We start from the raw sequence: 11,057 nt of genomic DNA, 5'->3' as shown, positions 1-11,057 counted from the left end.
CGGCGACGGGCGAGGCTCGGTCCATGAACACTCACACCGAAACCGGGGCCGCGCCGAGCACGGCGATCGTATTTCCCGGGATGCAGCCGACGGCCTTCTCCGAGGTCGCCCGATTCATGCTGGTCAACCCGTACGCGCGCGAGCTGTACGCGATCGCCGACGAGACCCTGGGATACCGGCTGGCCGACCGCTACCGGGAGGCCGAGGGCGACTACTCCGTCTACGGGCAGATCTCCTTCGTGGTGAACTGCCTCGCCCTGGCGCGCTGGGCCGGCGAGCGGCTTGAGCCGCAGCCGGCCTGGGTGACGGGGCCGAGCTTCGGCGCCCGCGCCGCCGCCGTCCACGCCGGGGTGCTCGGCTTCGCCGACGCCGTGACGATGACCGCCCGGCTGGCCGACGTGATGGAGGAGTACTTCACCCGGGAACACCCCGCCCTGGTGACGCAGTCGATCGCCCGGGTGCCGCAGGACAGGATCGAGGAGCTGCGCCAGGAGCTCAAGGAGCGGGGCGAGTGGAGCGACATCTCGTGTGTCGTCGACCATGACTTCACCATGCTGACCGTGCACGAGTCGGTACTGGAGTGGCTCCAGCGCAGGATCAGGTCGCTGGGCGGGATGGCGATGTACACGATGAAGCCGCCCATGCACTCGCACCTCTTCGGCGGGCTGCGCGACCGGGTCGCCGAAGAGGTCTTCGACGGGCTCACCTGGTCCGACCCGCGGCTGCCGGTCGTCGCGGACCAGGACGGCCGCGTCGTGACCACCGGGGCGGGGGTGCGCGACATGCTGCTGGACGGTTTCGTCCGGACGGTGCGGTGGCCCTCGGTGGTCTCCGCGCTCCAGGAGGCGGGGGTCGGCCGGCTGCACGTGGCGGGCGCGGACGGGCTGTTCACCCGGGTCGCGTGCACCACGCGCGCCTTCGAGGTGGTGCCGGTGACGCCCAGGTCGGCGATGCTTCCGGTACGGCGCGGGCTGCCCGCGGCCGCCTGACGCCTCCCGGAACGCACGCACGACGACGGGGGCGGCCGGCGCCCGGAAGGCGCCGGCCGCCCCCGTCCGGGTGCTACCGGCCGTCCACCGTGAAGGCGTAGAAGGTGCCTTCGGTGCTGCTGCCGGTGGTGCCGGCGCCGGCGGAGAACCGGGCGTACCCGTTGCCCCAGTAGACGGTGCCGTCGACGACCGCGGGTCCCGCGTTCGAGGAGTACGGCGCGGTGAACTCCCACAGGTAGGCGCCGGTCGCCGCGTCCAGCGCGTACATGTGGCCGCTCGTGGAGCCTCCGAAGACGACGCCGTTCGCTGCGGTCAGGGCTCCCCAGGCGAGTCCGTCCGTACGGTCGGCGACCTGCCACAGGATCTTGCCGGTCTGCGGGTCGAGCGCGGCGAACGAACTGCGGGTGGTGGTGGTGCCGTCGGCCAGCTGGTAGGGCAGCCGGTTGAAGTTGGCCTCGGCGATGTAGATCCGCTTGTCGTCGTTGGCCGTGCCCCACTCGATGCCGCCGACGTGGCCGCCGGGGCCGGCCGCCGCACTCCAGATCACCTCTCCGGTCGACGCGTCCATCAGCCAGTACTCGCCGCTCTTCTCACCCGCGCCGATCACCTTGCGGGGCCGGCCGTCCGGGCCCTTGACGGTGAACAGGTGCGCGCCGTCGCCGAAGTCGTAGTCGTAACCGGGGTTGGGCGGGCAGTTGTTGGGCGGGAAGCCGGGGAGGCAGCCGGTGTTCCAGGCGTCGAAGCGCTTGGCGCCGGTGTTCCACTTGATCCGGCCGGTGGTCATGTCGAGCGCCAGCACGGTGTCCACGTAGTTGTCGGGCGCGTAGCACTCGGCGGGGGTGCCCCCGGCCGTCTGGCAGTCGGAGACCGGCTTCGGAACGGTGTAGTTGTTGCCGGTGGTGAAGTACACCGTGTTCGTCGACGGGTCCAGGGCCGGGGTGCCCCAGACGGCGACGCCGCTGTAGCCGCCGGTCACGCCCCCGTTGTCCGGGGTCGTGAACTGGCGCCACAGCACCTTGCCGGTGGCCGCGGAGATGGCGTTCACGCTGCCGCGGAACGTGCAGCAGGGGTACGCGGGGTCGAGCGCTCCCTCGGACTCACGGGAGGAGACGCCCTGGTAGATCACGCCGTCGTGCACGACCGGCGACTGCGTCAGGACGGCCTTGTACTGGGTGTCGATCTCACGGGCCCACACCAGGTCGCCGGTGGCCGCGTCGACCGACATCAGGACGGCCTTCGTCCAGTCGGCTATGTAGACCTTGCCGCCCACGACCGTGGGGCTGGACCGGGACACCGAATCCGCGTCGCCGGTGTACTCGGACACCTTGTGCGACCAGATCGGACGGCCGGTCCTGGCGTCCACCTTGTGCAGGTAGCCGCCCCAGTCAGGGAAGTAGACGGCGCCGCCGACCACCGCCGGTGTCGCCGACACGTCCCCGTGGGTGGCGTACGTCCACTTGGCCTTCAGCCGGTTCGCGTTGCTCTTGGTGATCGTCCGCTCCTGGGAGTTGGAGCGGCTGTTGCCCAGGTCGTGCCCGCCGGTCGGCCACTGGGGCCGGGGCGCGGACGCGTTGACCGGAGCGGTGCCCAGCGTGGCCGCCAGCGCGATGACGGCGAGCAGCGTGAACCTGCGGACCGTCTTCCGCAGGGCCCAGGGTCTTGTGTACATGGCTGACTGTCCTCCTGAGGACGTGAATGACGGATGCGGTACGCGGGCTGTCCGGGCCGGCGCCACGTCGCTCCACCCGGGGAAGGGGCGGGCGAGGGGGCGCGGTCCGTCGGCCGGGTTCATGGGACGGGCACCGGCACACGGGTGCCGTGCCGTTCGGCGGCGAGGGCGGTGAGCGCCAGCCGGTCGGTCTTCTTGTTGGTGTTGAGGGGGAACTCGTCCAGCCGGTGGTAGTGGCGCGGGATCAGCTGGGACGGCAGCACGGGGGCCAGGTCGCGGTGGAACTCCTGCGGGGAGCGCTGCTCACCGAGGTAGAAGGCGACGAGTTCGGTGCTGTTGGCCACCGGCACGCCGACCACGACGGCCCCGCCGACCGGGGAGGCGGCGCGCAACGCGTGTTCCACCTCGGCGAGTTCGACGCGATAGCCCTGCACCTGCACCTGGGAGTCCATGCGGCCCAGGTAGACGAGTTCACCGCCGGCGAGCCGCCGGACCCGGTCGCCCGTGCGGTACCAGCGCACCCCGTCCTGTTCCAGGTACTTGCCGCGGCCGTCCTCCGGATCGAGGTAGCCGGCCGACAACTGCGGTCCGGACAGCCACAGTTCCCCCTCGTCGGCCGCGGGTTCACCGAGCTCGTCGAGCAACAGCTCCGCATGGCCGTCGTGGAGCAGTCCGAGCGGGACCACCCCGTTGACGCCGAGCCTGGTCGACTCCTCGGGCGACCAGCGGTGACGGTGGGTGGTGATGGTCATCTCGGTCGGCCCGTAGACGTTGACCACCGCCGAGTCCGGCGCGGCCTGCTGCCAGGCGTCGGTGTCCTCGAACTGGAGGGCCTCCCCGCCGAAGAACGTCCAGCGCAGGGAGGGCATCCTGCCGGGTGCCAGCCGGCCGGTGCGGCGCGCCAGCGAGATCACGCTCGGCGCCGAGAACCACACGGTGATGCCGTGCTCGGCCACGAAGCCGGGCAGGTCGCGGTAGGCGTGCGGGGGTACGGAGACGAGCGGGGCGCCGGCCGCCCAGGCACACCACAAATCCGAGACCGCCGAGTCCCAGTTGAGGTTCGCGGCCTGGGAGAAGACGTCCGCCTCGGTGAAGTCGTACCAGTCGTCCATCAGGGCGAAGTAGTGCGCCATGTTGCCGTGGGTGAGCCGGACCCCCTTCGGGCGGCCGGTGGACCCCGAGGTGAACAGGACGTACGCCACGTCCTCGGGGGCGGCGGAGCGGGGCGCCCGCAGCGCGGTGTCCGGGCCGGCCGCCAGCGGCAGCAGCCGGGTGCCGCCGGCCAGGGCCCGCGCCCCGTCGCCGTCGAGGTGGGGCGCCAGCACCGGGAGGCTCCCGAGCCGCGCCCCCAGTCCCCCGGCGAGCAGGGCGGCCCCCTCCTCGTCCACGAGCAGGGCGGAGACCTCGGCCGAGCCGAGCATCGAGACGATCTTGCCGGACGGGAAGTCGGCCGGGACCGGGACCGCGGGCAGTCCCGCGTACAGGCTCGCCAGAATGGCGATGTAGGCGAGGGGGCTGCGGCCGGCCAGGATGCCGACGGCCTTCGGCGGGCCACCGGGGGCGGCCAGGAGGGCGCCCGCCCAGGACAGGGCCGTCTCATGGGCCCGCGTGTAGTCGACGGTCTCCTTGCCCACACGCACCGCCACCCCGTGCGGCGATTTCTCCAGTCCGCGCAGGAAACGTGCGTGCAGCGCCTCTGGCACCCTTGATTGCATTTCCGCTCCTCATTTCCCGGCACATTCACGGGGATACATTGACAGCCAACGACGGCCGCCCGCATCATTCCCTTATGCCAGAACTCACGAATCACACCTGGGACGAAGCCTTCGAGGACGTCATCCGCCCGTTCCTGCCCTATCTCCCGCCCGGCGAAAAGCTCGCCGACCATTCCCCTCTCAAGGAACTGGGGCTGGATTCCATGGGCACGATCGAGCTGCTCGCAGCGCTGGAAGGCGCCTATTCCGTGCGCTTCCTGGATGACGCGCTGAAGCTGGAGAATTTCGCCAGCCCGGACATCCTCTGGAATACTCTGATGCACAAGACAGAACCCGCCGCGTGAAAAAGCGGACCCTCGCCCGGCCCGACACGGAATCAACATCCGCGTCGGGCCGCTCCTTTTACAGGAGCCGCTGAAAACTCTCCTCGATCCGGTCCAGAACGGACCGGACATGGGGCAGCGCGAGCGGGTCCTCGGCAGCCAGCGCCCTTTCCTGCTGCTCCGCGTTCTCGCCGTACAGCATGCTGGTGGCGCACTTGAACCGAAGGGCTCCCGGCTCGTCGCCGAGCAGGTGTCCGGCCAGCACCACGATCCCCAGGTCCAGCATCCGCCGCGCCAGTGACGCCGAGTCGTGGACGTCGTACTCGGCGAGCTCCTCGCGGACCGGCTCGAAGTCGGGGTAGACGTAGAAGGCCCCGGTGGGCGGCCGGCAGCGGGCTCCGGCGCCGACGGCGATGCGGTGGACGTCGCGGGCGACGGCCCCGTGCAGCCGCGCACTGGCACGCAGCCGGTCCCGGATCTCCTCGGGCTCGTTGAAGGCGTACTCGGCCACCTCCTGCATCGGTCCCGCCAGGGTCGACCAGACCTCGCTGGCCACGGAGACCACTCCGCTGCGGATCCACTCGCCCCACGGGCCCGTGGGGAAGCGGGCCACCCCGATGCGCCAGCCGCCCACGGCGAGGCTCTTGCTGAGGCCGGTGGCGACCACCGTGATGCCGGGGGCCACCTCGGCGGGGCTGAGGTAGCCGGCGGCCGGGTCGTGCATGGCGTCCCGGTAGATCTCGTCCGAGACGATCAGCAGGCCCTCCTCCTCGGCGATCGCGCACAGGGCGCGGATCATCGCGGGCGGGGCGAGGGTGCCGGTCGGGTTGTCCGGCAGGGTCAGCACCATGATGCGCGGGTCGTGCCCCAGCGTCCGCGCCGCCCGTACGCACTCCCGCAGCGCGTCCGGGTCCGGCACCCCGCCGCACTCCTCGGGGATCGGCACGGCGATCGGATGCTTGCCGGCCAGCCGGGCCTGGGGCGCGTACGTGTTCCACGCCGGACGGGGCAGCAGCACATCACCCGGGACCGCGAGATTGACGGCCATGAGCAGCGGCTTGCTGCCCGGGGCGACCACGATCTGCTCCGGATCGGTGGGGAGGCGGCGGCGGCCGAAGTAGCCCGCGGCCGCGGCGCGCACCCCCGGTGAACCGGCCACGGGGCCGTAGGCGTTGCGGGTCGCCCCCGCGGCGAGGCGCTCCACGAGCGGTCCGAAGGCGGGCAGCCTCGACTCGCCGAAGCCCAGGTGGATCAGCTGCTCACCGGCTGCCTGCCGCTGCGCCACCAGTTGGTTGAGCGCCAGGTTCGGGGACATCCGCAGGTCGCTCATGCCTGGCTCCCCACGGGCGCCGCGGCCCTCGTCCCGAAGAGTTCGGGCTCGTCCGACCAGGCCGGTCCGGCGATCGCGCGGGCGATGTCGTCGGGGACCGAGCGGTCGAACCGCAGCTCGTCCAGCCAGGCGGCGTCGGCGTCGTAGTGCGCGAGGAAGGGCCGGCCGACGAGCGAGGGGTCGCGGGCCTGCAGCATGCGCAGCTGGAAGAAGCGGCCTTCGGCCCGCTCGATGATCCCGTCCACGGCCACCTTGCCGGGGGTGGCGGACATCACCGGGCCCCTGACCGTGCGGGCCAGGCCGGGCAGGGAGCTGTAGGCGTCCCGGTAGATCTCCGCCGCGCGGGCGAGCGGCACCCGGAAGTAGTCGTGCGGGCCGGTGTCGCGCTCCACGAACATGTAGTACGGCACGGCGCCGGCCGCGAGTTCGGCCCGCCACATCCGGCTCCAGACGTCCGGGTCGTCGTTGACCTTGGCGATCAGCGGGGCCTGGCAGTAGACCAGGGCGCCGGTCGACCGGATGCGGGCGATCGCCCGTCGCGCGAGGTCCGTCTCCAGCTCGCGGGGGTGGCTGAAGTGGGCCATCACGGCGAGGTTGCGCCCGGAGGCGACGACCTTCTCGAACAGCCGCAGGACGCCGTCCGCGTCGGGGTCGGTGACGTAGCGCTGCGGCCAGTACGCGACGGACTTCGTACCGATCCTGATGGTCCGCACGCTCTCCAGCGAGAGCAGCGGCTCCAGGTGGTTGCGCAGGCGCTCGGTGGTCATCACCATCGGGTCGCCGCCGGTGACGAGCACGTCGCCCGCGTCGGGGTGGGCCTCCAGGTAGGAGACGAGCCCGCGCGGGTCGGGGGCGGCGAAGCGCAGCTCGGTGTCGCCGACGAACTGCGCCCAGCGGAAGCAGTAGGTGCAGTACGCGTGGCAGGTCTGGCCCTGGCTCGGGAAGTACAGGACCGTCTCGCGGTACTTGTGCTGCAGACCGGGGATCTCCACGCCCGCCCGGGTGGGGACGTTGAGCTCCTTCTGCCCGGAGGGGTGCGGGTTGAGCCGGCCCCGTATCTGCTGGACCAGGGCGCGCAGGGCGACCTTGCCGGCGGGGTCCGCGGAGAGGTCGGCGAGGTCCCGCTCGTTCTGTTCGGTCAGCATCCCCCGCTGCGGGAAGACGAGTTGGAACATCGGGTCGTCGGGGATGCGGTCCCAGTCGATGAGCTGCGACAGGACGTACTCGTTGACCCGGAAGGGCAGCACCATCGACACGAGCCGGACGGTCTCCCGTATGTCGGCGGGCAGGCCGTGGCGGTCGGCGATCTCATCGAGTTGCCGTGGTCCGTAGGCGCGGAACCGTGCCGCCTCGGCCGAATCGGTTGCCAGCAGGGACATGCGGATATTCCTCCAGCCTGGTGCCTGGCAGATCGAGCGTGTGCTCGAACACGATGCGATGCTAGGGACGGGAATCGGCCATCGGACCCCAGAACCGACCCCAGCCCTACCCTTACGACGGCCCCGTGCCTCCACGGGCGCGGGCATGGTGAAGCCGCCCGGGAGCGACGGGTGTCCGGCTCCTGGGCGGCTGTCCGTGGGCCCGGCGGGGCCGGGGCGGGCGGGTTACGCGATACCGGTACCGGACTCCCGTGCGGCGCCGTTCGGGGCCGGCGCGGCGGCGGCCTGGGCCGCCGGATCGGCGGCGCGCGCGTTGTCGTGCTGGACGGAACGCAGTCCGATCAGGGCCACCACGGCCGCACCGGCCATCACCACCGCACCGGCCACCGACGCGACGTGCACCTCGGTGGTGAACGCCGCACGGGCCGCGTCGACCAGAGCCGCGGACGCGTCGCCCGGCAGCTTTCCGGCGGCGGCCAGCGCACCGCCGATGGTCTCCCGCGCCTGGTCCAGCGCGTCGGCGGGCACCCCGGCCGGGGCGTCCAGCTCGTCGCTGTTGCGGTAGGCGGCGGCGCCGATGCTGCCGAGGACGGCGACGCCGAGGGCGCCGCCGAGCTCCTGGCAGGTCTGGAGCAGCGCGGAGGCGGTGCCGGCACGCTCCGGCGGCACCTGTCCGACGACGAGTTCGGTGACCAGGGTGAGGACCGGGGTGAGACCGACCGCGAGCGCGATGATGCCGATCAGGATCAGCACCAGGCCGTCCTTCTCCGGTACCTGGGTGAGCATCAGCAGGGCGACCGTGGCGATGCCGAACCCGCTCGCGATGATGACGGCCGGCCGGACGGTGCGGACGAGGACGGTGGCGAGCGGCACGACGGCGCCCACCGCGAGGGTGCCGGGGAGCGTCCACAGCGCGGACTTCAGGGCGCTCATCCCGAGGACCGACTGCATGTACTGGGTGGAGAAGAGCGAGTATCCGACCAGGGTGAAGCAGGCCAGCATGTTGACGGTCACCGAGGCGCCGAAGGCCTTGTTGCGGAACAACGAGACGTCGATCATCGGATCGCTGCTGGTGCGCTGCCGGCGCAGGAACACCGGGACCAGGGCCAGGCCGACCACGATGGCGACGACATTCACGACGGAGAAGCCGTCGGCGGCGATCTTCTTGAAGCCGTAGACGACCGGCAGGATCACGGCGAGCGAGAGCGCGGCGCTGACCAGGTCGAACTTCCCGGCCGCGGCGTCCTTGAACTCCGGCAGCAGGAACGGCGCCGCGACCAGCAGGAGCAGCATCACGGGCACGTTGATGAGGAAGACCGAGCCCCACCAGAAGCCGGCCAGCAGGGCGCCGCTGACCACCGGGCCGAGCGCGGCGCCGGCGGCCATGCCGGTGGACCAGACGGCGATGGCGGTACGACGCTGGGTCTGGTCACGGAACAGGTTGCGGATCAGGGCGAGCGTGGAGGGCATCAGGGTGGCGCCGCCGAGGCCCTGGAACGCCCGGGCGCTGATCACCATCTCGGGACTGGAGGCATAGGCGGCGAGCAGGGACCCGCCGCCGAAGACCACGGCGCCGATCAGCAGGAGCCGGCGGCGGCCGATGCGGTCGCCGAGCGCGCCCATGGTGAGCAGGACCCCGGACAGCACGAATCCGTAGATGTCGATCATCCACAGCTGCTGGTTCCCGGACGGCCTGAGGTCCTCGCTGATGGAGGGGATCGCGAAGTAGAGGACGGTCAGGTCCATCGAGACGAGCAGCACGGGCAGGAGCAGGACGCCGAGGGCGATCCACTCCTTGCGGCCCGCTCTGGGCTCCGGTCCGGAAGTGCCGTTCTCGCTCTGGGAGCTGGTCATGGGAGCAGTCCAATGCTGTGGGGTCGGGACGTAGGTACCAGTGAACGGAAAGACCTGCACGGCAGGACCCTCCGTGCACCGGAACAGGGGTGGGAACAGGGACCTGAATAGGGGTCGGGACAGGGGTCGGGGCCCGGGCGGGCGGCCCGGGCCCCGAACACCTGCCCGACCGGGGTCAGCTCTCCCCGGCGACGAGCTCCGCGAGCGCCCTGCGGTCGGTCTTGCCGTTGGGGGTGAGCGGGAGGGCGGCGATGAGCTCGACCTTCCGGGGCACCATGTAGTCGGGCAGGGTCTCCTTGCAGAAGGCGCTGACCGCCACGGGGAGCGCGTCGAAGTCGCGGGCGGGCACGACGTACGCGTACAGCTCCGGGTCCTGACCCGGCCGTGGGCGCACCACGACCGCGGCCGCCTCGACACCCGGGAACTCCAGGAGCCGGCGCTCGATCTCGCCGAGCTCCACCCGGTTGCCGCGCATCTTGACCTGGAGGTCGGCGCGTCCGACGAAGTAGAGCTCACCGCTCTCCCCCCGGTACGCCAGGTCGCTCGACTTGTACACGAGCTGCCCCGACCTGGGGTTGAGCGGATCGGGCACGAGCGCGGCCCGGGTGGCCTCGGGGTCGTCCCAGTACCCGGTGAAGAGCGACGGTCCGCGCAGATGGATCTCGCCCACCGCACCCGGCTCCTCCACGGGCCGGCCCCGCTCGTCGATCAGCAGCATCTCCGCGCCGGGATAGGCGAATCCGATGGACAGCTTGTCGATGCCCTCGGGCAGCGGGTTCGGCACGTCGGTGAGGGAGAACGCCATCGCCTCCGTCGGTCCGAAGCAGTTCACCACCCGCACCTGGGGCAGCAGGCCCTGGAGCTGGCGCAGTTCGGGCAGCGGGAAGGCCTCTCCGGAGAACAGCACCCCGCGCACCTGCCCGGCCAGCGCGGCCAGTCCCTGCGGCTCGTGGCGCAGCAGCGGCCGCCAGATGGACGGGACACCGTCGACCTGGGTGGCCCCGGTGTCGGCGAGGAAGCGCAGCAGCCGGCGCGGCCAGTGCATCAGTTCGCGCGGTACGGGGATGAGCTGGGCGCCCGAACCGAGGGCCAGGCCGATGTCCAGCAGCGCGAAGTCGAACTGGAGCGGCGAGGTGGTGGCCAGGCGGTCCTGCGCGGTGACGAGGGAGTGCCGCAGCATGCCCCGGTAGAAGGAGAGGACCCCGCGGTGGCTCATGACCACCCCCTTGGGGCGGCCCGTGGTGCCGGAGGTGAAGATCATGTACGCGGCGTCGGTGGACACCGGTTCCCGCCGGTGGCGGATACGCGGAGCCGGGGCCCGCTCCACGACCACCCCGTCGGGGCCGAAGCGCGCCGTGCCGATGGACTCGGGCACCCCTTCGCGGACGTCCCGCGCCGTCCGCAGATGCAGGGCGGGCTCCGCGGTGGCGGCGATCGCCAGCAGCCGGGGCGTGGGGACGTCCGGGCTCACCGGAATGAAGGTGAGACCGAGCATCGAGCAGGCGAGCAGTGCGGCCACGGCCGACGCCGAGTTGTCCGACTCCAGGATGACCCGGTCCCCGATGTCGAGGCCGAGCGAGTCCAGGGTCACCGCGTAGTCGTGGGCCCTGCGCTCCAGTTGGCGGTAGCTCAGCACCCGGGAGGCGCCGTCGTCTCCGGCCTCCCAGGCGGCCGGGCTGTCCGGCGCGGTCCGGGCCGCCGCCAGCATGAACTCGTGGATGCGCTCCGCCGGCGCGCCGACCGCTGCCGGGTGCTCCGTGACCGGGCTCATCGCCCCGCCTCCTCTGCTCGTCCGGGG

Annotated in this window: 8 protein-coding genes; 2 read left to right on the top strand and 6 right to left on the bottom strand. The window is 71.8% G+C overall.

What is annotated here, in order from left to right; translation table 11 throughout:
* Window positions 1-80 precede the first annotated feature (80 nt).
* Window positions 81-989, top strand: coding sequence for an ACP S-malonyltransferase (locus ABZ454_RS02245; RefSeq protein WP_359535680.1), 909 nt, complete (start codon window positions 81-83; stop codon window positions 987-989).
* A 73-nt stretch (window positions 990-1,062) separates the two neighbouring features.
* On the opposite strand, the gene ABZ454_RS02240 is transcribed toward ABZ454_RS02245, so the two are convergent.
* Both ABZ454_RS02240 and ABZ454_RS02235 read right to left on the bottom strand, forming a co-directional pair.
* On the bottom strand, window positions 1,063-2,658 hold the full coding sequence (locus ABZ454_RS02240) for a PQQ-binding-like beta-propeller repeat protein (RefSeq protein WP_359535679.1): 1,596 nt from the start codon (window positions 2,656-2,658) through the stop codon (window positions 1,063-1,065).
* 119 nt (window positions 2,659-2,777) lie between these two features.
* Window positions 2,778-4,373, bottom strand: a complete 1,596-nt coding sequence (locus ABZ454_RS02235) for an AMP-binding protein (protein ID WP_359535678.1) — start codon at window positions 4,371-4,373, stop codon at window positions 2,778-2,780.
* A 74-nt stretch (window positions 4,374-4,447) separates the two neighbouring features.
* Here ABZ454_RS02235 and ABZ454_RS02230 point away from each other — a divergent pair, with 74 nt between their 5' ends.
* Complete coding sequence (locus ABZ454_RS02230; protein WP_356322753.1) at window positions 4,448-4,717, top strand: phosphopantetheine-binding protein; 270 nt, start codon at window positions 4,448-4,450, stop codon at window positions 4,715-4,717.
* 58 nt (window positions 4,718-4,775) lie between these two features.
* Here ABZ454_RS02230 and ABZ454_RS02225 read toward each other — a convergent pair whose 3' ends face one another.
* From ABZ454_RS02225 to ABZ454_RS02210, 4 genes are all read right to left on the bottom strand, one after another.
* On the bottom strand, window positions 4,776-6,026 hold the full coding sequence (locus ABZ454_RS02225; RefSeq protein WP_359535677.1) for an aminotransferase class I/II-fold pyridoxal phosphate-dependent enzyme: 1,251 nt from the start codon (window positions 6,024-6,026) through the stop codon (window positions 4,776-4,778).
* Window positions 6,023-7,405, bottom strand: coding sequence for a lysine 2,3-aminomutase (locus tag ABZ454_RS02220; protein WP_359535676.1), 1,383 nt, complete (start codon window positions 7,403-7,405; stop codon window positions 6,023-6,025). The genes ABZ454_RS02225 and ABZ454_RS02220 overlap by 4 nt, the downstream gene beginning before the upstream one ends.
* Before the next feature lie 225 nt (window positions 7,406-7,630).
* A complete protein-coding gene (locus ABZ454_RS02215) occupies window positions 7,631-9,259 on the bottom strand; it encodes an MFS transporter (protein ID WP_356322756.1) in 1,629 nt (542 codons plus the stop codon).
* 175 nt (window positions 9,260-9,434) lie between these two features.
* Window positions 9,435-11,030: an AMP-binding protein gene (locus tag ABZ454_RS02210; protein ID WP_359535675.1), complete on the bottom strand. Its 1,596-nt coding sequence runs from the start codon at window positions 11,028-11,030 to the stop codon at window positions 9,435-9,437.
* Window positions 11,031-11,057: the final 27 nt, after the last annotated feature.

Origin of the sequence: Streptomyces sp. NPDC005803 (assembly GCF_040630435.1) — a bacterium.
Taxonomy (GTDB): domain Bacteria; phylum Actinomycetota; class Actinomycetes; order Streptomycetales; family Streptomycetaceae; genus Streptomyces.
This window is presented reverse-complemented; position numbering and strand designations above follow the sequence as displayed.

What these genes read in the sequence shown, in the direction of transcription:
- ABZ454_RS02245 (WP_359535680.1), top strand. Translation starts at nt 81, where the DNA reads ATGCAGCCGACGGCCTTCTCCGAGGTCGCCCGATTCATGCTGGTCAAC.
- ABZ454_RS02240 (WP_359535679.1), bottom strand. Translation starts at nt 2,658, where the DNA reads ATGTACACAAGACCCTGGGCCCTGCGGAAGACGGTCCGCAGGTTCACG.
- ABZ454_RS02235 (WP_359535678.1), bottom strand. Translation starts at nt 4,373, where the DNA reads ATGCAATCAAGGGTGCCAGAGGCGCTGCACGCACGTTTCCTGCGCGGA.
- ABZ454_RS02230 (WP_356322753.1), top strand. Translation starts at nt 4,448, where the DNA reads ATGCCAGAACTCACGAATCACACCTGGGACGAAGCCTTCGAGGACGTC.
- ABZ454_RS02225 (WP_359535677.1), bottom strand. Translation starts at nt 6,026, where the DNA reads ATGAGCGACCTGCGGATGTCCCCGAACCTGGCGCTCAACCAACTGGTG.
- ABZ454_RS02220 (WP_359535676.1), bottom strand. Translation starts at nt 7,405, where the DNA reads ATGTCCCTGCTGGCAACCGATTCGGCCGAGGCGGCACGGTTCCGCGCC.
- ABZ454_RS02215 (WP_356322756.1), bottom strand. Translation starts at nt 9,259, where the DNA reads ATGACCAGCTCCCAGAGCGAGAACGGCACTTCCGGACCGGAGCCCAGA.
- ABZ454_RS02210 (WP_359535675.1), bottom strand. Translation starts at nt 11,030, where the DNA reads ATGAGCCCGGTCACGGAGCACCCGGCAGCGGTCGGCGCGCCGGCGGAG.